The sequence below is a fragment of the Deinococcus roseus genome, from assembly GCF_014646895.1.
GTDB lineage: Bacteria > Deinococcota > Deinococci > Deinococcales > Deinococcaceae > Deinococcus_C > Deinococcus_C roseus.
Window position 1 is genome coordinate 79,968 of the sequence record NZ_BMOD01000017.1, and the last position, 19,499, is coordinate 99,466.

Genomic DNA, 19,499 nt, shown 5'->3' on the forward strand with positions numbered 1-19,499 from the left:
GGCAGGACCAACGTGCCGCGTCGGCCTGAATTTTCAGGGAGAGATGCAGGTGAGGGAAGTCAAATTTTGAGCCTGTTCAGCAGCACAGCATGCATGGCGTGGGACCAAAGCAAAGGATTGGCAGAGCTGCCCCACAGGTCATTCCACTCCTGCAATTTGGCCGGGTCGGTGCTGGACACCGCAACCTGTTCGGGCAGGTGGCCTTCTCTGGTGCGCTGGTTTTCGGACCACTGGAAGAACTTCTGGGCTTTCTCTGGATCTCCAGCCTCGGCAAAATACCAGCCCAGCCAGTCGGTGAGCAGCAGCCATGCTCCGGCCCCGTAGTAGGAGTCGCCATCGTAACGGATCACACCGCCATCCCGCACCAGGGTGTTTTCAATTTCCTGCACGGTGGCCTGCATGATGGGGTCATTTTCATCCAGCACCTTGAAAGGGGTGGAAACCCACAGCAGACTGGCATCCACGCCGTCCAGATGATTGCTTTTGACCAGACGGCCATTTTTAACGTGCTCTGTCAGAATGCGGGCTTTGATCTGGGCAGGAACTTCAGGGTTCACAGCCACAGACGGAAACCGGGAAATGCTGTTCAGCCCACCATAAATGGAAGCCAGGGTGGCGGTGTGCACGTGGTCGTGAAACTCCTCCCAGCAGTCCGAGCAGCCCATCTCCCAGAAGTGCTGCAAATAAGAAACCACCATCTGTACGCTGTCTCTGTAGACCTCTGGGAGATCGGTTTCACCAGAAAGCCTCAGGTGTTCAGAGAGTGCCCACAGCCACTGGCCATAACCATCGAGTTGAAAGTTGGGCCAGCCGTCCTGCTCCCATTCCCCGTTTTCTCCAAAGCGGGTGGGCAGCATGTCGGTGTAGGGGATCTGCTCTCCGGCATTTTTGCGCTGCAGCAAGGTTTCAAAGTGCTCTTTTAGAGGGGCAAGGGTCTGGGCCACCCACAGGTGAAAGGCCCGGCTGTGGGTCCTGAGGTCTGCGAGGTCCAGGCTGTAGGCCATGAAACTGCTGTCCCGCAGCCAGCAGAAGCGGTACTGGGAGAAGCGTTCGCAGGCCAGGAATGCCCCACTCCACTTCTGGTGGTGCCTCAGGACATCTGCATCCCGCAGGTTGAGGGTCAGGTTGGCGGTGAGGTTCAGGGTCATTTATCTGTCCTCCAGCACGATCATGGTCCAGACGTTCAGTTCGGGCACGGTGAAGGTCACGGTGCTTCCAGACTGGGTGAATTTGAGTTCGATGGGGCTACCATTGTGTTGATCAGGTGAAGCCACCCACACGCTTCCTACAGGTTTGCTGCGCTGGACCTGCACCTGGATGTTGTGCTGCACCTTGAGGTCTGGCTGGGCAAATTTCCAGATGGGGGCAGGGCTCTGCATCAGGTTGATCAGGTGAAACACCTGCCCATTGCCCAGGTTGCGCCCCAGGCCCCAGATCTTGCGGGAAGGGTAATCCCCGACGCTGAAAGGATGTGAGGTGACTTTGATCTCCTCCAGGGTCTTGTTGGGTGTTCCACTGTACAGCACGTCCTGATAGCGCACGGTGAAATCGTAATAGCGTTTCAGCCAGTTTTTGAGGTCCTGAGAAGGATTCTCGTATTTGGGAAAGTACGGGTCGCCTAAGAGTCCCACATCTTCCCCGAGTTCCAGGTGGCTTCCGCCGGAAGCTGCAATCACGCTGTCCAGCAAACGGGTGGCGGCGTCTGCTTTTGCGGTCAGGTAGGCAGCCAGCACCACAGGCTTGCCTCTGGACAGTTCCTGGTTGTGGTAGATGATGTCCCGCAGGCTGGGGTAATCGTTGTGGGGGGGCCACACCTCCACATAAGTCATGTCCACACCGGAGGGGGTCACGGTGTCGTTGGGCCAGTCGTTGACCAGATTGAAAATCACGGTCTCGCGGCCTTTGAAGCCAGAGGCCACTTTTTTGGCGTCCTGCAAAAAGCCTGGAATCACCGGAGCCAGATCCACCTCGTTGCCCTGCTGGTCGTAAGCGATCTTGGGATCTCCGTACTGGTCGATGTGCAGGCCATCAAAAGGCTCGGTTTCCAGAATGCGGCGGTACTCGGACAGGATGTGGTCCCGCCAGCCCTGATTTGCCGGGTTCATGGTGGTGAGGAAGTTGTCCATGAAGTACCACATGGTCCCGTCTGCTTTGTAAAAAGTCTGGTCGGGGTGGGCATCTCCGTAAGCCACGCTTGCCCCGTAAATGGTGGTGTAGGGCATGGCGGCCATCCCGTACTGGTGCGCCTCGTCGATGCGCTGCCGCACGGTGTGCATGGAGAGGGTGCGGTTGAGGGGATCGATGAACACATCTGTTGGCGGAAAGTGATTGTCGTGGCGGTACATCCAGTCGTAGAACTGCAGGGCGTTCACATGGTAGGCCGCGAGGCTTTGCACCCTGGAGGTGTCCTGTTCATCTGCAGGCCCGAAATCCGACAGGAAGCCATACCGGGGCCGTTCGGTCCACACCTCATGCACGTCGAAGGCTGTTTCGATGCGGGCCCACACCCGATCAGATTCCTCGTCGGTGACCTCGATGCTGGCCCCGTAACCGGTGGGGGTGGCAGGTGGAGTCCAGGTGATCTGGTTGGTTCCGGTGCCACTGGCATCCAGCGGAAAACTCTGGGTGTAGACCTCCTTGCGCAGGTGGGTGATGGAGAGCTTGGCAAACAGCGGTCTGGGGCGCTCTGCAGCACTGTAGGAAAGGGTCAGGGTGACGGCCTCTCCGGGTCTGTACATGGCCCGGTCCGGGGTCAGGGAAAGCTGCAGGGCAGAGGCAGAGGATCCAAGCAGGCCAGCGGTGATCAGGATGGTGGTTTTTGCGTTCATGTTTTGACGCCTCCTTCGTTGACGGTCTTGATGAAAAGGTTCTGGAAGCCCACATACGCCACCACCACCGGAACCATGGCGATCAGGGATGCGGCGAAAATCAGGCCCCACTGGGCGGTGTGCTGGCCCTGGAAGAGCCGGATGGCGATGGGCAGGGTGCGCAGGTTCTCGTCGTTGATGAACGTCAGGGCCAGGGTGAATTCATCCCAGGAGCCCAGGAAAGCGAAAATGGCACTGGTTCCCAGGGCGGGCATGGCAAGCGGCAAAGCAATCCGGGTAAACACCTGCCAGCGGCTGGCTCCGTCCATCTGTGCGGCCTCCTCGATTTCACCGGGGATGCTCTGGAAAAAGCCCCTCAAGAGGAAGGTGTGAAAGGGAACGCTGCCTGCCACGTAAAAAACCACCAGACCCATCAGGGAGTTGAGCAGGTGCAGCTTTTTGGCGATCAGGAACTGCGGGATGATGTAGAGCATCCCCGGAATCATCATGAACAGCAGATACGTCCAGAAAAACACGTTCTTGAGCGGGAAGTTGAGTCTGGCAAAAGCATATGCACCAGTGGCGGCAATGGCCACCGTGCCGATGGTGGTCATGCTGGCCGTGAACATGCTGTTCAGGAAGTAATGCCCAAAATTGTTGCTCTGCCAGGCGTTCACAAAGTTGGCAAAAGTGGGTTCTTTGGGAATGAACTGGGGCGGGTACTCAAAGACAAACACGGTGCCTTTAAAGGCAGTGGAGAGGGTGTAAATCATGGGCAGGCTCATGCAGATGGCCAGCACAACCAGCAGCACATACATCAGAATGCGGGACACCCTGCGGGTGGTTTTGGGATTTCTGGGAGGGGTCATGGCCCGGGTCATCAGGCACCTTCCTTGAAGAACCGCTGCTGGATCAGGCTGATGGAAACCACCAGCACCGCCAGACTGAACGCAATGGCCGAACCATACCCGAAGTCCAGGTACTTGAACGCCTGGGTGAACATGTAAGACAGGAACACCTCGGTCTGGTTGTTGGGGCCGCCTCCGGTCATGATGTAGAACTGGATGAAGCTCTGAAACGCCCCGATGGTCAGCATGATGGTGATGAACAGCGTGGTGGGTTTCAGCATCGGGAAAACAATAAACCAGCTGACCTGCCAGGGACTTGCACCGTCCACCTCTGCGGCCTCGGTGACGCTGCTGGAAATGCCCTGCATGGCGGCGTGGTAAATCACCATCACCCAGCCTGCACCTTTCCAGATGCCCAGAATGCAGATGGCAACCAGGGCTGTGGCCGGGTCGGTCAGCCAGGCTTTCGGTTCAGCCATGATGTGCAAGAAATCCACCAGGATGAAATTGACCAGCCCTTCGCTGTTGAACAGGAAAATGAAGATCAGGCTCACCACCACCCAGGAGGAAATCACCGGGAAGTAGTACACCAGCCGGAAAAACTTCATGAAAGGCAGCTTCTGGTTCACCAGCACCGCCAGCACAAAGCCAATGGCAATCTGCCCGATGATGGTGGCCAGGGCGTAAACCGCCGTGTTGCGCAGCGCAATCAGGATGATGGGGTCCGAAAAAATGCGGAGGTAATTCTGCAACCCCACCCACTCGGATTCCCCCAGGATGGCCCACTTGTGAAAGGAAATCCAGAACGCGTACACGGCAGGGTAAATGTTGAAGATCGAAAACCACAAAAAGCCGGGGAGCACCAGCAAGAGGGCAAAAAGTGCATCTCCCCTCCGGCCCTGTCTTCTTTTCTGGACCTGCATTGCTCGGGCGGTCGTCATAAAAACACCTCTTGAAAGGCCGGGAGATGTGGACCTCCCGGCCTCAAAAACTCACTTGAGGACAGCGTCCACTTTCTGGGCGGCTTCATCCAGCGCGGCCTGCACGGTTTTCTTGCCAGAGAAGATCTCCTGGAACTGGCCCTGGATCAGGTCTTCCATCTTGGTGTAGGCAGGGTGGGGTGGGCGGGCTTTGGCCTTGCTGAGTTGCTTCAGGTAGACCCCGTAGTAAGGGTGGCCTTTGATGTAAGGGTCGTTGACCAGGGATTTCAGGACGGGAATCTGTCCGGTGGTGGCCATGGTGATCTGGGCGTCCTTGGAGAGCAGATACCGCAGGAATTTCCAGGCGGCAGCTTTGTTTTTGCTGCTCTTGAACAGCACAATGTTCTCGCCACCCACCACGCTGACACTGCCACCTGCACCACTGGGGAAGGGGCTGTGCGTGACACTGAGTTTGGGGTACTGGGCCTGCAGACTGGGGAAAGCCCAGGGGCCATCCTGACTGCCCGCGTATTTGCCTGCCCCCATGCCTTCCCAGGACCCCAGACCGGACCCGGCAATGGAAGGGGAAATCAGGCCCGCTTTGTACCAATCCACCAGGGTCTGCACGGCAGCCACGGTTTTGGGGCTGTTGAGGTACCCGGTGGCCTTTGTGACTTTGGGATCGGTGATCTCGCCGCCGTTGCTCCAGATCCAGGGCAGCAGGAACCAGTTGTAGGGGCCAGGGACAGCAAAGCCGTACTGGGTGATTTTGTTGCCGTCTTTCTTCTGCAGTTTCTCCAGGGTGGTCTTGAACTGCGCCATGGTGGTGGGGGGCTTGCTGATTCCGGCAGCCTTGAGCATCTCTGGGTTCCAGATCAGGACCTGGGTGTTGGTGTCGAGGGGCACCCCGTAATACCCGCCGTCGTAAACGTTGGTGGACAGCGGTCCGGGGAACACCTGCGACTTCAGGCCCTTGAAGCCGGGCATGTCGTCCACTTTTTCCAGTGCCCCGAGTTGCGCAAATTCAGGGGTCCAGATGATGTCAATGCGGGCCAGATCAGGGCCGGTCTCCCCTGCCACACTGGTCAGCATTTTCTGGCGGAATTCGGTGTAGGGGATTTGCTGGGCCACCACATCAATGTCGGGGTTTTTCTTCTCAAAGTCGGGAATGATTTTGCTGGTGAGGATCTTGTTCTCTGTGCTGTCGGTGTTGTAGGTGTGCCAGAAGGTCACGGTGGTCTTGGCGGAGGCCACGCCAGCAAGGAGGAGAGAGCCGAGGATCAGGGTGCGTACAGGTGCATTCATGGGTGTTTCCTTTCTCTGGCACGGTGTGCCATGGGGGCAAAAGTTCGGGTCAAATCAGCGCTCAAGCCAGACGGTGGTCCAGTACTTGAGGATCGGCACATTGAACTGCACAAAGTTGCCGTCCTTGTCTGAGCCTTTCTGGTAAGTCAGTTCATGGGCCACGCCACGGTCAAAGTCCGGGGAGGCAAAAAACAGCTTCTTGCTGTCTGCGAGGGAACCGGAGTAATACAGCTTGGTGCTGGTGTTGTTGATCTGGTTGGGTTCTTCGTATTCCGCAGTTTTGTCGCGCCATTTGCTGGAGAAGTTCTTGCTGAGGTTGATCAGGTGCAGCACGTCCAGACCTGCTTTTTCTTTGCGCAGGGTCCACACTTTGCCTTTTGATCCGGTGGTGCTGGAGGGCACACTGCCCAGATCGGTTTTTGCGGTGCTGGTCTTTGTGCCGTCCATCAGCAGGTTTTCATAGGCGGTCTGAAAGTTGTAGTAAGTCAGCATGGCCCGCTTGAGTTCTGCAGACATCTGCAGTTTCTTGTTGGGGAAATACTCGGTGCAGAGCATGTTGTCTCCATCTCCGAGTTCCAGGTGGGTGGCCCCAGAGGCAAAGATGGTGGCATCTGCCAGCAGCACGGAATGCAGGTTGAAGGTGTCCGTCTGGCCATCGGGGGTGCTGTTGCACAGGTCGCGGTTCATGTAGGCCGGGAAGACAATGGCCTTGTCTGTGAGGGCACGGATCCGGTCCACGGTGGCATTGATGTCAACGTAATCGTCGGTGCTGCTGTCGTCCCAGAGTTCCGAATAAATCACGTCCAGATTGGGGTTCCCGGCGATCTCCTCCAGGCCATAGTTGCCGACGGTGTTGAAGACGATGTGTTTGTCCAGCGCCGTTTTGGCATTGTCGATGAAGCCAGAGAAGGTGCTTTTCAGGTCGATGGGTTGGCCATCCCAGGTCCACAGGCTTCCGCGTCCTCCCAGGGTGTCCATGTGCCAGCCATCAAAACCCAGGTGGTCAAAGGCTTTCTTTTCTTCTGCGTAGATGTATTTCTGCCAGTCCGGGTTGGCGGGGTTGAACTGGTAGAGCTTTTCGGTGGCCCACCCTGAAGGCAGGGGATGGTGATCCTGATCTGCAGGGGTGGTGGGATGGTCGTTCTTGAAGGCACCCCAGGCCAGTTGTGCTCCAGATCCGTCAGACCAGTAGTTGTCAAAGCCGCCCGCAATCAGGTTGTAGTTCATGGCCAGCATGTTGTAGTCATGCGCAGCAGAAATGAAGGTGCTGACCGTGCCCCGGTCCACCGTCCGGTTGGCGATTTCCTTCCAGGTGCTGTCGGGAGAGTAAGGACGGTGGTGCTGCCACTGCCAGTCGTAAAACTGAATGGCGTTGATGTGGTGGTTTTTCATGCGCCAGATTTTGTTCCAGGCGTCAAATCCCGTGCCGTAGTCGCTGACGTAACCATACCGGGGAAATTTTGTCCAGTCGCTGGAGACATCCACGGCCACCACATCGTTTTCAATCAGGGTGTCTTTGTCGTCCAGGATGCGCAGTTCCAGCTGGTATCCGGTGTAATCCTGATCCTTGGGGGTGACCCACTTGAAGGACACGGTGCCAGACGCCCCTTCTGCCAGGGTCAGTTCTTCTTCGCGGTCCTCTGCCGCTTTTTTGCCCAGGTGGGTGATCCTGAGCACCACCTTGCCATTGATGGCCTTGCCACTCTGGTTGTTGAGGTCGGCCCAGAGTTGCACCTCGTCACCGGGGTTGTAAATGGCCTTGTTGGTGTTGATCAGGGTGAACACCTTTAAAGGGGCGTTGGTGCTGAGGATGGGCAGGGGTGCAGGTGGAGTGGGCGTGGTCTGGCTGCAGGCAGGCAAGGTCAGACCGAGCAGAAGTGCGGCCTGGGCGAAAGTCACGGGTTTGCGAATGGGCATGCGGTCTCCTCTGAAAGACAATGGGAAGGCTTGCCACCTTCCTGTGTGGAACGTGGTGAATGGGATGCAGCAATCAGCAACCGTTGCAGTGTGAGGGCTGCACAGTGGGGAACAGGCATGCAGCCTTCAGGACCACATACTTTATTCGCTTGCTGAATTAAGATGATGCTAGCACTCCCTTTGAAAGCTTGCAAGTGCCTTTTGGGCCATCCTGAGCTTCACATCCCCTCAAACGAAACCCCGATATTCAGGATTTTCCCTTGCAGCAAGCTACTTTCACCCTCTGAATTTGTCCTGCAACGGGCTTGCAAATCTTGTGGGCAGAAAGCCGCCAGCAAAACCCTCAACCGGAAAATCCCTGATCTTGACAGCATTCCAGCACTCCTTTAGACTCAGGACAGACCTTAAATCACATCCTGAAGAAAGTAGAACCATGCGCAGCCAGAAAGCCAATGCCAACACCGTCCGGTCCGTCAACCGCACCCTGCTTCTCAACCTGCTGAGGCGGGAAGGTTCCCTGTCCCGTGTGCAGCTCAAGGACCTCACCGGACTGAGCGGGGCCGCCATCACCGGCGTGGTGGCCGAACTGATCGGGGAGGGCGTGGTGATGGAAACCACGCCCCTGCCTTCCAGTGGTGGAAGACCTCCGGTGCTCCTGACCATCAATTACAAATCCCGTGCAGCCATCGGGGTGAAGCTGATGGAAAGGGAACTGACCGCTGTGCTGACCGACGCCGGAGCCAACATCGAGGCCTCAGTGGTGCTGCCCCTGTCTGCCTACGACCCGCAAACGGTGGTGGACCACATCGCGCAGGTGGTGGAGGTGCTGCTGCAGAAAACCGGGCGACCCCGCTCAGAGCTGCTGGGGGTGGGCATCGGCATGGCGGGCCTGATTGACCATGAAACCGGAACCTGCATCAACTCTCCGTATCTGAAATGGAACCATGTCCCCATTGCCCGCATGGTGGAAGAGCAGCTTTCCCTGCAAGCCATCATCGACAACGATGTGAATGCTTTTGCTGCAGCAGAGCGCCTTTTTGGCGAGGCCATCAACTGCAACCACTTCTTCGTGGTCACAGTGGGACGCGGGATTGGTTCCGGGCTGGTGCTTTCTGGTCAGACCTACCGGGGCTTTTCTGGGACGGCGGGTGAATTCGGGCATGTCACCACCGAACCCGGAGGCCGCATCTGTGAGTGTGGCAAACGGGGATGCCTGGAAGCCTACGCCTCGGACGTGTCTTTGCTGGCCCGCTACCGGGAATTGAAACCCGAAGTGCAGTCCCTGGAAGGTATGGTTGAGGCTTTTCATGAGGGCGAACCCATTGCCATGGCCCTGATCGAGGACGCTGGAAAACGCATCGGGGTGGCCCTGGCCAATGTGGTGAATTTGCTGAACCCGCAACTCATCGTGATTGGCGGAGAAGGCATCCGGCTGCCAGGGCGCTATTTTGAGCAGATGGAACAGCACCTGAGGCTCAACGTTTATCCGGGTCTGAACGTGGACCTCGACATCCGCACCGAACACTGGGGAGACGAGGGTTGGGCCAGAGGAGCGGCCAGTCTGGTGCTGCAGAGCACTTTTGATTTCAGCCTGGGCCATTCCTGAGACCCTACTCCAAAACCGTTTTGCCGTGCTGGACTGCTTTTGAACAGTCCAGCTCTTGTTGGTACAACCTGCGAAAAAACTTTATTCATGTTCTGTATTAACTCTGGACCAGGTTCAAAAATCCCACTGCAAAGCTGTGATGGTCAGGGGTTTGGCAGGTTTGAATGGAGCTGGATTGTATGCAGGCTGTCCGAATGTGCTTGTCATCTGCCAGATCTGGTGCTAGCATCACATTAGTTCAGACACAAAATAAAGTATTGGATGGGTACCCCTGGAGGCTTTGCATGGCTTTCAGATGAAACAGGCCCATCACAGGAGCCCCATGAAAAAGACACCCCTGCTGTCCCTGCTCACGTTTTTGCTGGCTTTGCCCGCCTGCAACCAGATTTCTCCCCTGCCTGTTGCTGGAACCATTCAGAAAGAAGCTGCTGGCCCCCTGATCAAGCTGATCAACACCAACAAGGCCCGTTACCTGCCCGGAGAAACCGTCACCCTGTATGTGGATCTCACCAACACCACCTCCAGCACTTTCAGTGGGTCGGTCAGCCTGTATTTCCGCAGCCTGGGACGCAGTGCAGGCGCAGATCAGGCCCAGAACATCAGCAACCTTGCCCCTGGAGCCAGCACCACCCTGACCTTCACCTGGACCCCGCCCAGCACCGACTTCAAAGGGTACCTGGTGGAAAGCTGGGTGAGGAATGCTGCAGGCAACATCCTGGACAACGGTTCGGTGGCGGTGGATGTCTCCAGCAACTGGACAAAATTTCCCCGTTATGGTTACGTCAGCGAGTTTGGCAGCGGCCTGGACGCTGGAAACCTGATGTGGCGCATGAAGAATTACCACATCAACGCCGTGCAGTTCTATGACTGGCAATGGCAGCACCACCGCCCTTACTCTGCAAATTCCAGCTGGAAAGAGATGGCCAATCGGGATGTGCTGGGCAGCACCGTCACTGCCCTGATCGACAGTGGACACAGTTTCAACATGCTGGCCATGAATTACAACCTGATTGGCGGCGGCTACGACAACTACTGGAGCGATGGCTCCGGGGCGCAGGTGGGCTGGGGCCTTTTTAAAAATGACCACGCCAGCACTCCAGCAGATCAGGACCTGCATCCCCTGCCTGCAGGATGGGCCACCCAGAAGCTCTACCAGTTCAACCCTGCCAACACCAACTGGCAAACCTACATTTTCAATGAAGAGAAGAAAGTTTTCAACAATTTCGCTTTTGACGGCTGGCACATTGATTCTCTGGGAGACCGGGGACCGCTGTGGACCTGGGACCACCAACCCGTGGACCTCAAATCCACCTTTGTGCCCTTCATCAACGCAGCAAAAACAAATTTGCAGAAACGCATGGTCTTCAACAACGTGGCGACTTATGGTCTGGATGACACCGCCCTCAGCGCCAGTGTGGATGTGGTCTACACCGAACTGTGGGACGACAGTTTCTCCGACGATTATGCAGACTTCAACACCATTGCGGACCGCATCCGGGCAAAAACCAGCAAGGGCATTGTGTTTCCGGCCTACATGAACCGGGATTACTGCAACAGCACCCCGGACGGCACCACCAGATTCTTCAACACCCCTTCCATCTTGCTGACCAATGCAGCGATCTTTGCCTCGGGGGCCACCCACCTGGAACTGGGCGACGGAGAGAACCTGCTTTGCACCGAGTACTTCCCCAACAAGAAACTGCAGATGAGCAGCGAATTGAAAAACGCCCAGCTGGATTTCTACACCTTCCAGACCGCTTATGAAAACCTGCTGATGGACGGTGCGCAGACCTCCACCCTCAGAACCGATGTCACGGGTGTGCCTTCCAGCACCACGGGCGCAGCGGGAGCAGTGTGGAAACTCCGCAAACAGAAAACCGGATTTGACATCCTGCACCTGATCAACTTCAAGAACAACCTCTCCAGCAAGTGGCGTGACAACACCGCCAGTTACCCGGTGCCCACCGTGCTGAACAACCTTCCCATCAAAATGTATTACTCGGGTTCGCTGGCCAGTGGAAAAACGCTGTGGGTGGCCTCTCCAGACCGCGACCACGGCAAGGCATACAATGTGTCTTACACCCAGGGCGCAGACAGCGGCGGAAAATACGTGTCCTTCACGGTGCCCAGCCTGAAATACTGGACCATGGCCTATCTGGAGCGCTGAGTGCTGCACAAGAATCCCGCTGCCTGAAAGTCTGGGCAGCGGGATTCTTGTCAAAAAAGAGGAACGGCAGAGGAAAAACTCACCAGCGGGTGTAGTAAAGGCTGGTGTAACGTGCCGTGGCGGTGGGGTTGTTGGAAGGATAAGCGCCCATGAAAGACTGAATGCCAGAAGAGTTGTCTCCACGCCAGTAATTCATGTAGATGTAAGTCAGGTCTGTGGGGAAGTGCGCAGAGGCCACATTGAGTGTGCCGTTGTAGGTGTTGTTGCGGTACACGTGCACGGTGTAGCCGTTTTCTGCGTAATTGAAAGACTCTGCAGGGGGAGTGCCCTTGTTCATGGTGAAAATCACGTTGCTGCCATACTTCCACTGCACCGAGGCGGTGTCCCAGTTGAACAGGGCATTGGTGTAGTTGCTGGAGGTGACAATTCCGGTTCCCACATCAATGAAACCTTCGTAGATGTATTTGTCACTGGTAGAGGTGGCCTGATAGATCACCGCCACGTGGTAGCGGGCCTTGCTGGTGGTGGTGGCTCCGGGCCAGTTGGGGATGTACTCGATGTCGATTTCCTGCCAGGCTCCGCCCCCAGTGTCCCAGCGCTTGAAGGTGAAAATGCTGGCCAGCGTCCCGGAAACGTTGTCCAGGTTGAAGGTGCCCCCGATGGTGGATCTGGGCTGGGCCAGACGTTGCTTGGTTTTCAGTTCGGCACAGCGGGTTCCGGTGGTGTTGAGCTGCAAGTTCAGTTTGACACTGGCCTGGGCGTTCACATCCGGGAAGGCATTGGCCGGTTTGAAAGTGCAACCAAAAGGGGCTCCGTTGTTGTTGTCAATGGCCTGCCAGAGGTCGGCATTGTACCCCCAGTAAGAGAAATCATCCACAAAACTGCCACCCCCCCAGGCCTGGCCAGCACCGGGAGTGCCACTGTCGGCTTGCTTCTGAATGGTGCTGGAGGAGGGATTGGAGGTCTGGCTGCAGGCAACAAGGAACAAGAGTGAAGACAGGATCAGGGACTTTTTCATGGGAACTCCTTTCAAAACACAGGCAAAACACAGGCAGACCTGTCCTGTTGAGGACTTCAACAGGACATCAGAGAAAAGGATGGTGCAACAGGACAGGCTGCACATCGACCTGCTGAAGGGGGTCAACAGGCCATCTCACAGGGCAGAAGACCAGAGGGCTGGATGCAAGAAGGTGGTTTGTTTTGGCTGTGAACACACCTTATACCAAGAAAAGCTTTTCCGCAAGAGGTGTTTTTCATTTCATGGCTTCGAGACCATTTAGCAATACCGAAAAGGACAAAAAATCCATTTCACACGCATTAAAAGTTGAATAGACATTTTTCCTCCTTTCATTCCAGCAAGAATCTGGCCTTCACACCCTGTCTTGATCGCTAAAATGCAAGAAAAGGTTTTCAGAAAATTCAACAAAAATTGCAGGTGATTTTCACCTTTCTGCACACTGTTTCTGTCTTTTCAGGATTTTGCGTTTCAAAGCACGGTGGTTTCCACCAGAGCAGCCTTCAGGGTCCAGAACCACACAGCAGGCTCCAGGCATCTGCCATCAGGTCTGCCATGCCCTGCACACCCATCTGCTGCACCAGGGCAGGCACGTCTGGACCACTCTGGTTTTCCAGCAGCCACAAAGCACCCTCCACACAATCCAGCGCTTCTGTGCGGTGTAACTGCAGGATGTTCAGGTCTGCCTCCGACAGCTGGGCAGGCAGAGGGGAAAGCCTCAGGGCCAGAGCAGGAGACAGCGGCAACAGGTGCTGGTGGGCACGGTGCAGGGCCTGCAACAGGTGTTTGTGGTCTGTCGGGGTGCTGCCCAGTTGCAACAGCAGGTGGGTTTCCTGCAACTGGTAGCACAGGGCATCTTTGCGGTCTTCCCCCAGCTGTGTCGTCATGGTTCCATGCTAAACCCTGGGCCTTACAGTTCACTGACATTCTGGTGTGCCCAAAAAAGGCCTGACAGACGGCAAAGAAGCAGGCCAGCGGAATGCAAATCCGCTGGCCTGCGAAAAATCACTTGCTGAACTGCAGCCAGTTCACATTGAATGCGGTGCTCTGCGGAAAGACCACGTAAAGTTTCTTCACCCCTGCCCCCACCTGTGCGGGAACGGTGACGGTTTGCCAGTTCTGCCAGCCTCCGGTGCCAGGCACTTTGGCCGTGGCAATCACCGGGCCATCCAGACTGCCTTCATGAATTTCGATGGTGCCGCCCTGGTTGGCACTGGCCACCCGCACGCTCAGGGAAGTGGCTCCGCCCTCTGCAAAATCCACCTCATCGAACACGAGATGATCTCCATTGTCAATCCAGCCAACATCCTGACCGAGCCCCTCATCGGTGCAACCTTCTTTCTGCACCCCTTTCATGCTGCTGTAGCTTTCGGCCTCGATGCGTTTGAAGGCATTTCTGGGTGGGAATTTGGGGGCAGGCGGCGCAGGATTTTCGCTGCCCATGCCACTCCACTTGTAGGTCGCCAGCGCACCTGCAGGCAACGTGGCGTAAAAGCTGGATCCGTATTCCTTGACCTTGAAGGTGATGGGGTCTGAACCGTTGTTCAACACAATCAGGGCTTTGCTGCCATCCGGGTTTTTGAAGGCCACCGTTTGCAAATCGGTGGGCTCTGCCAGATTGTAGGTGGCAGAATCAATGCGGTAAGCGCCCTGACGGACGGCCTTGCCGTAATGCCCGAACACGTAGTAGTCCACATAGGGTTTCACTTCTCCAGTGTCCTGATCAATGGAAATCAGGCCTGCACAGGTTCCGCATCCGCCCGCGTGGGGATTGCCGCTGGGATCAAGGGCAAGGCCCCACATCACCACGGTCTTGGCCCAGTTGCGGGGTGCCCCGATGATCAGGTTGCTGGCCACCCACTTGATGTTGTCGGCAAAGCCGGGACGCCAGGTGCCCCCGGAGCACTCTGTAAAGTAGGTGCCCAGGTCCGGGTAGGTGTCATGAATCTGGTTCTGGGCTTTGACATCTCCGCCGTAACAGTGCCACGCGGTTCCGGCAATGAACGGTCTGGCCTTTGCATCGCTTAAAGCCTGGATGGGGTAGTCATACTCGTCCCAGTTGTGGTCCCACACCAGGATCCTGGTGTCGATGTTGTTCTTCTGAAACAGTGGCCCGATATGGTCCCGGATGATCTCGGCCTGCTCACGGGGTTCGATGCGCATGCCAGGGTAATTGTCGGGTTCGTAGTGGGGTTCGTTCTGCAGGGTGATGGCATCAATGGCAATGCCGTGTTGCCCGTAAGCCTGAATGAACTTCAGGAAGTAGCTGGCGTAGGCCTCCCGGAATTCGGACTTCAGGCTGCCCTTGATCAGGCTGTCGGTGGTTTTCATCCAGCCAGGAGGGCTCCATGGGGAAGCCATGAATTTCAGGTCTCTGTTGATGGCCTGCGCTTCTTTGATGGTCGGAATGATGTATTCCTCATCGTGCGCAATCGAGAATTTCTTCAGCTCCGGGTCGGTCTCGCCTTTGGCCAGATCGTCGTAGCTGTAGTGGTTCAGGGCCAGATCGCTCGATCCAATGGGAATGCGGGTGTAATCCAGTCCGATGCCTTTTTCAGCATCAAAGAGCATTTCCAGTGCGGCTTTGCGCTGCTGTGCACTGAGTTTTTTCTGCAAGAGCCAGGTGCTGGAGTCGGTGAAGGCAGCCCCCACCCCTTCCATCTGCTGGTAAGTGCGCCCTTCATCTATGGTGATGGTGGGGTACATTTCCCCACCGTCCTGAGCAAAACTGAGCGCACTTTCCGCAGAGAGCAGTTTGCTCTGGTCCGGGGTGGTCAGCCATTCCTGCACAGGACTGGCCAGAGGGGCATTTTGCAGGGCAAGGCTGCTGCCCAGCAGCAGGCAGGTCAAAACAAGGGTGGCAGATCTGGGGGTCATGGAAACTCCTGAAGCAGGACAGGGCAGCAGGGGTTCTGCAGCAACCTGTTCTGCACATGATGGATTTTTCTGGAAACGTTTGCATTGATTATAGGAAAAATTTTCTCGCTTTGCAAGCCAGGAAAACAAAGTCTGCACAAGCGCCATTCCATTTGAGAGAAATCACTTCCAGGTAATCCTTTTATGGGCATGAATCGCAACGTCTTCCCATGACACCTCAACCAACACATAGGCAAATCACTGAAAACGATTTTATTGAACTTCAATCCGCACTCCACTCTGCGGTGTCATGGGATCACGCTGTTCACTAAACAAATCTTCTCCATGCCTCTCTTTCGAACCCTGAGTTCACGGCCATGGGTTCTTCGTTTTCAGAAAGCATATCGCGTTCTGAGCACATAAATTCCGCCTTTAAACCCAAAGGGAAGGCAGCCTACTCCTGTAGATCTGACACGGTTTTCTTGAAACACTTCCGAAACGGAATTGACAGTTTGCTAAACAGATGCTATGGTCAAAACACCTTTGCTGTGCCATGTTCAACCCGTCCAGACGGGTGCTTTCTGCTGGTGGCCTGCTGTTGCAGGTCACGGCAATCTTCCCGTCTGCCCTTTCCACCTTTGCTTTGACATCCCCCGGAGGATTCATGCACCTGACGCGCACCACCCCGCTGGTTCTGGTTCTCACTGCAGCCCTGCTGGCCTGCAATGCCCAGGTTCCCCCTGCCCCCAAAGCCCCACCCACGGCCCGCAACGACAACGCCAGAATGACCGCCGAAATGGGGGGCACCCTTGTGCTGGACGTGCTTTCCAACGACACCCCCAGCAGCGGCAATACCCTGGACGCAAGCACCCTGGACCTTGATCCGCAAACGGCAGGGCAGCAAAACACCTTCAGCACCGCAGCAGGCACCTTCAAGCTGGAGGCAGGCAAAATCACCTTCACCGCCCAGACTGCAGAAGATGCCACCTCCACTGCGCATTACACCGTGCAGGATTCAGGAAAAGCCACCTCCTCAGCAGCTTCCATCACCGTGACCCTGACCAAAGCCGCTCCCGTCACCTCTGCCCTGTTCTCTTTTGAAACCGGTACGGACGGATGGAAACCCATCAAGCCCGAAAGCGGCAGTGTGGAGCAGACCGCCGACTTCCACACCGATGGCACAAAAGGCCTGCTGATCCACTCGGTCAGCACAGACGGAGACTGGTTCAGCGTGGTGAAGGACCTCTCTCTGGAAGGCAAAACCACCCTGACTTTTGACCTGAAAACCGGCGCTGCAGGCACCTCCTACAATGTGGCCCTGCAAACCGGAGCAGGCTGGAAATGGTGTCAGGGGTCAGACTGGACCTGGGTGGATGCTGGAAAAACCGTCACGGCCAGCATCGACCTTTCAAAAGTGTCCTGCGATGGGACCGCTCCTGACCTGAGCGCCGTGCACGCCATCAATGTGTTTTTCAGCAAAGGTGACTTTTACATCGATAAGGTGGACGCGAAATGACCCTGAAACCCCTTCCCCGTTTTGCTGGACTGTTGGCCCTGATGGCCCTCTCGGCCTGCAACACCCTGCCCCCTCCTCTCACCGTGGTGAATCTGGTGGATGCCCATGCCGATGACCGCACCCGTTCTCTCTTTGATCACCTGAATGCCATCCGGGGCAAAGGTGTGATTTTCGGGCACCAGCATGCCACCACCGAGGGCGTGTCCATCACGACCCATGACGGCAGCGAATCCGAAGTCAAAAATGCCGTGGGTGATTTTCCGGGCATGTTCGGGTGGGACACCCTCAGCCTGGAAGGGTTTGAGAAACCCGGGGTGTACGGAGGCTCTGCAGAACAGAAAAAACAGAGCCGCGACAACCTGATCTCTGTGATGAAGAAAGCCTACGCAGCAGGCGGGGTGCTGACCCTCAGTTCCCACATGCCCAACTTCGTGACCGGGGGGAACTTCTACGACACCAAAGGCAGTGTGCTCTCACACATCCTACCCGGAGGCGACAAACACGCCCAGTACACCGCATTTCTGGACATGATTGCTGACTTTGCAGTGAAGCTAAAAGACGACAGCGGCAAGGCCATTCCGGTGATTTTCCGGCCTTTCCACGAGCAGAACGGCGGCTGGTTCTGGTGGGGCGCTCCTTACCGCACTGCGGAGCAATACCAGGAAATTTACCGTTTCACCGTGGAGTACCTGCGGGATGTCAAAAACGTGCACAACTTCCTGTATGCCTTCTCTCCGGGCAGTCCTTTCAACAGCACAGAAAGCACCTTCCTGGAAACCTACCCCGGAGACGACTATGTGGACATTCTGGGCTTTGACACCTACTACGACAGCAAAACCCAGGGCTGGTTTCAGGGCGCAGTGCAGGACGCAAAACTGATTTCAAAGCTGGCCGACCAGAAAGGCAAAGTGTCCGCCTTCACCGAGTTTGGCCACTCGGGCCTGAAAAGCACAGGAACCCAGGACCTGAACTTCTTCACCAAATTGCTGGCCGCCCTGCAATCGGACCGGGATGCAAGCCGCATGGCCTACATGCTGACCTGGGCCAACTTCAGTTCAGATGCACTTTTTGTGCCTTACAAGAACGCGCCTGGACTGGGGGACCATGAACTGCTGCCAGACTTCACAGAGTATTACAAAGACCCCTACACCCTGTTCAGCAAAGAGGTGGGCAAGTCGGACGCTTACACCCGCAAGGTGAACACCGCAGCAGAGCAGCCTTTCATGCATGTGGTTTCTCCCACCGGCCAACAGATCCTGTCCAGCAAGGTCAAAACCACCCTGCGGGTGAAGGTGTTGAACCAGCAGGTGCAAAAAGTCACTTATCTGGTGGGCAGTGATCCCACCGAACACGAGATGACCCTTGATGCCACTTCTGCACTGGGCTATTACACCGCAGAATGGCAACCCGATGCTGCACTGGACGAAACCGCCACCACCCTGACCGTGAAGGTGTACGCGGCTGGCGGCAAGGTGATGCAGCAAAATGTCACCCTCTACATTGGCGATGCGGCAGGCGAAACCAGCCCCCTCACCGTGGATTCCTTTGACCGGTACAAGGGCAGCAACTCCCTGCTGGACGCAGCTTACAGCCCTGCAGGAGACCTCAACACCATCACACTGGACGGTGCGCACAAAGGCGAGGGCAATTATGGCCTGAAATTCCAGTACACCCTGGCCGGGCAGGGCTACACCGGAGAGGTCAAGAACCTGGCCGGAGCAGACTGGTCTGCGGCCAGCAAACTCAGGTTGTGGCTGCAGCCAGACGGCAGCAACAACAAACTGGTCTTGCAGGTGAATGCCAGTGGCATCTCTTTTGAAGCCTATCCATCACTGGCAGGCACTGTGGCTGGATGGCTGGAGATTCCCTTCAACAGCTTCACAGTGGCCCCCTGGGACACCAGCAATGCAGGCAAAACCCTCGGTGGAGACCTCCTGAAAGACATTCGCGCTTTTGGCATCTACATCAACCGAAACGAGGGCAACCCTGCTTCTGGCACCCTGTACCTGGACGAGATCAAAGCCCAGCCCTGAAGCAAAAAGCAAGGCTAAGGCCTCTCAAAGGACCGGTTGCAACCGGTCCTTTTCAGTTCGGGGCCGCATCAAATGCAGGGAGCACCTGCCACCAGGTCGATCCACAGGCAGAAAATGAAAGCCCTTACAAAACCTGAAGGCCATCAAAGCTGCAGCTTCATTCCGGCAACCCGCAGAACCTGCTCCAGTTCAGGCAACTGCACCGTGGGCACCAGCAACACAAAACCCTGAATGATGTTCCCGGAAAGCTGCAACACATACATCTGGTGGGATTTGCGTTCTGCCGCCATCTGGGTGATGCAGTCCAGCAATTCCTCCTCGTCCTGGGCTTCAGGATCACAGCCAAACACCTCATGGGCCACACGCAGGAGTTCGGGCCTGGAAAAACTCTGAAAGCGGGGACCAAACGGCTGGAACAGATCTGAAAGCTGGCAGCACCTGCGGGCCACTTCCGGGGGAACATCGTAAACATGGTGGGTGGGCAGGACGTGCATGGTTCGGTTCTCCAA

14 protein-coding genes are annotated in these 19,499 nt (G+C 56.4%); 4 read left to right on the forward strand and 10 right to left on the reverse strand.

Annotated elements, in window-relative coordinates; translation table 11 throughout:
* Nucleotides 1–59 precede the first annotated feature (59 nt).
* Genes IEY52_RS18360 through IEY52_RS18385 form a run of 6 tightly spaced genes read right to left on the reverse strand, consistent with a single transcriptional unit; the run spans nucleotide 60 to nucleotide 7,797 of the window.
* Nucleotides 60–1,148: a glycoside hydrolase family 15 protein gene (locus IEY52_RS18360; protein WP_189005137.1), complete on the reverse strand. Its 1,089-nt coding sequence runs from the start codon at nucleotides 1,146–1,148 to the stop codon at nucleotides 60–62.
* Nucleotides 1,149–2,828: a glycoside hydrolase family 66 protein gene (locus IEY52_RS18365; protein WP_189005139.1), complete on the reverse strand. Its 1,680-nt coding sequence runs from the start codon at nucleotides 2,826–2,828 to the stop codon at nucleotides 1,149–1,151. It lies immediately after the preceding gene.
* Nucleotides 2,825–3,688: a carbohydrate ABC transporter permease gene (locus IEY52_RS18370; RefSeq protein WP_229684865.1), complete on the reverse strand. Its 864-nt coding sequence runs from the start codon at nucleotides 3,686–3,688 to the stop codon at nucleotides 2,825–2,827. Before IEY52_RS18370 ends, IEY52_RS18365 begins: the two co-directional genes overlap by 4 nt.
* Entirely contained in the window at nucleotides 3,688–4,596 is a 909-nt protein-coding gene (locus IEY52_RS18375) for a carbohydrate ABC transporter permease (RefSeq protein ID WP_189005141.1), read from the reverse strand. Before IEY52_RS18375 ends, IEY52_RS18370 begins: the two co-directional genes overlap by 1 nt.
* Nucleotides 4,597–4,647: 51 nt before the next feature.
* Nucleotides 4,648–5,880, reverse strand: a complete 1,233-nt coding sequence (locus IEY52_RS18380) for an extracellular solute-binding protein (RefSeq protein ID WP_189005143.1) — start codon at nucleotides 5,878–5,880, stop codon at nucleotides 4,648–4,650.
* Between the two features lie 54 nt (nucleotides 5,881–5,934).
* Complete coding sequence (locus IEY52_RS18385; protein WP_189005145.1) at nucleotides 5,935–7,797, reverse strand: glycoside hydrolase family 66 protein; 1,863 nt, start codon at nucleotides 7,795–7,797, stop codon at nucleotides 5,935–5,937.
* Between the two features lie 433 nt (nucleotides 7,798–8,230).
* Here IEY52_RS18385 and IEY52_RS18390 point away from each other — a divergent pair, with 433 nt between their 5' ends.
* Together IEY52_RS18390 and IEY52_RS18395 are read left to right on the forward strand one after the other, a co-directional pair.
* Entirely contained in the window at nucleotides 8,231–9,403 is a 1,173-nt protein-coding gene (locus IEY52_RS18390; RefSeq protein ID WP_189005147.1) for an ROK family protein, read from the forward strand.
* A 322-nt stretch (nucleotides 9,404–9,725) separates the two neighbouring features.
* Nucleotides 9,726–11,570 (forward strand): glycoside hydrolase family 66 protein, encoded by a 1,845-nt coding sequence (locus IEY52_RS18395; protein WP_189005149.1) that lies wholly within the window; start codon nucleotides 9,726–9,728, stop codon nucleotides 11,568–11,570.
* Between the two features lie 79 nt (nucleotides 11,571–11,649).
* Here IEY52_RS18395 and IEY52_RS18400 read toward each other — a convergent pair whose 3' ends face one another.
* The 3 genes from IEY52_RS18400 to IEY52_RS18410 all read right to left on the reverse strand — a co-directional run bounded on the left by IEY52_RS18400 (nucleotide 11,650) and on the right by IEY52_RS18410 (nucleotide 15,462).
* Nucleotides 11,650–12,588, reverse strand: coding sequence for a LamG domain-containing protein (locus tag IEY52_RS18400; RefSeq protein WP_189005151.1), 939 nt, complete (start codon nucleotides 12,586–12,588; stop codon nucleotides 11,650–11,652).
* Nucleotides 12,589–13,088: 500 nt separating this feature from the next.
* A complete protein-coding gene (locus tag IEY52_RS18405; protein ID WP_189005153.1) occupies nucleotides 13,089–13,472 on the reverse strand; it encodes a hypothetical protein in 384 nt (127 codons plus the stop codon).
* Nucleotides 13,473–13,590: 118 nt separating this feature from the next.
* Entirely contained in the window at nucleotides 13,591–15,462 is a 1,872-nt protein-coding gene (locus tag IEY52_RS18410; protein WP_189005155.1) for a carbohydrate-binding protein, read from the reverse strand.
* A 532-nt stretch (nucleotides 15,463–15,994) separates the two neighbouring features.
* On the opposite strand from IEY52_RS18410, the gene IEY52_RS18415 reads away from it, so the two are divergent.
* Entirely contained in the window at nucleotides 15,995–16,957 is a 963-nt protein-coding gene (locus IEY52_RS18415) for an Ig-like domain-containing protein (RefSeq protein WP_189005157.1), read from the forward strand.
* Nucleotides 16,954–18,990, forward strand: coding sequence for a glycosyl hydrolase (locus IEY52_RS18420; protein WP_189005159.1), 2,037 nt, complete (start codon nucleotides 16,954–16,956; stop codon nucleotides 18,988–18,990). The genes IEY52_RS18415 and IEY52_RS18420 overlap by 4 nt, the downstream gene beginning before the upstream one ends.
* A 143-nt stretch (nucleotides 18,991–19,133) precedes the next feature.
* Here IEY52_RS18420 and IEY52_RS18425 read toward each other — a convergent pair whose 3' ends face one another.
* Nucleotides 19,134–19,484, reverse strand: a complete 351-nt coding sequence (locus IEY52_RS18425; protein WP_189005161.1) for a hypothetical protein — start codon at nucleotides 19,482–19,484, stop codon at nucleotides 19,134–19,136.
* Nucleotides 19,485–19,499: the final 15 nt, after the last annotated feature.

What these genes read in the sequence shown, in the direction of transcription:
- IEY52_RS18360 (WP_189005137.1), bottom strand. Translation starts at nt 1,148, where the DNA reads ATGACCCTGAACCTCACCGCCAACCTGACCCTCAACCTGCGGGATGCA.
- IEY52_RS18365 (WP_189005139.1), bottom strand. Translation starts at nt 2,828, where the DNA reads ATGAACGCAAAAACCACCATCCTGATCACCGCTGGCCTGCTTGGATCC.
- IEY52_RS18370 (WP_229684865.1), bottom strand. Translation starts at nt 3,688, where the DNA reads ATGACCCGGGCCATGACCCCTCCCAGAAATCCCAAAACCACCCGCAGG.
- IEY52_RS18375 (WP_189005141.1), bottom strand. Translation starts at nt 4,596, where the DNA reads ATGACGACCGCCCGAGCAATGCAGGTCCAGAAAAGAAGACAGGGCCGG.
- IEY52_RS18380 (WP_189005143.1), bottom strand. Translation starts at nt 5,880, where the DNA reads ATGAATGCACCTGTACGCACCCTGATCCTCGGCTCTCTCCTCCTTGCT.
- IEY52_RS18385 (WP_189005145.1), bottom strand. Translation starts at nt 7,797, where the DNA reads ATGCCCATTCGCAAACCCGTGACTTTCGCCCAGGCCGCACTTCTGCTC.
- IEY52_RS18390 (WP_189005147.1), top strand. Translation starts at nt 8,231, where the DNA reads ATGCGCAGCCAGAAAGCCAATGCCAACACCGTCCGGTCCGTCAACCGC.
- IEY52_RS18395 (WP_189005149.1), top strand. Translation starts at nt 9,726, where the DNA reads ATGAAAAAGACACCCCTGCTGTCCCTGCTCACGTTTTTGCTGGCTTTG.
- IEY52_RS18400 (WP_189005151.1), bottom strand. Translation starts at nt 12,588, where the DNA reads ATGAAAAAGTCCCTGATCCTGTCTTCACTCTTGTTCCTTGTTGCCTGC.
- IEY52_RS18405 (WP_189005153.1), bottom strand. Translation starts at nt 13,472, where the DNA reads ATGACGACACAGCTGGGGGAAGACCGCAAAGATGCCCTGTGCTACCAG.
- IEY52_RS18410 (WP_189005155.1), bottom strand. Translation starts at nt 15,462, where the DNA reads ATGACCCCCAGATCTGCCACCCTTGTTTTGACCTGCCTGCTGCTGGGC.
- IEY52_RS18415 (WP_189005157.1), top strand. Translation starts at nt 15,995, where the DNA reads ATGTTCAACCCGTCCAGACGGGTGCTTTCTGCTGGTGGCCTGCTGTTG.
- IEY52_RS18420 (WP_189005159.1), top strand. Translation starts at nt 16,954, where the DNA reads ATGACCCTGAAACCCCTTCCCCGTTTTGCTGGACTGTTGGCCCTGATG.
- IEY52_RS18425 (WP_189005161.1), bottom strand. Translation starts at nt 19,484, where the DNA reads ATGCACGTCCTGCCCACCCACCATGTTTACGATGTTCCCCCGGAAGTG.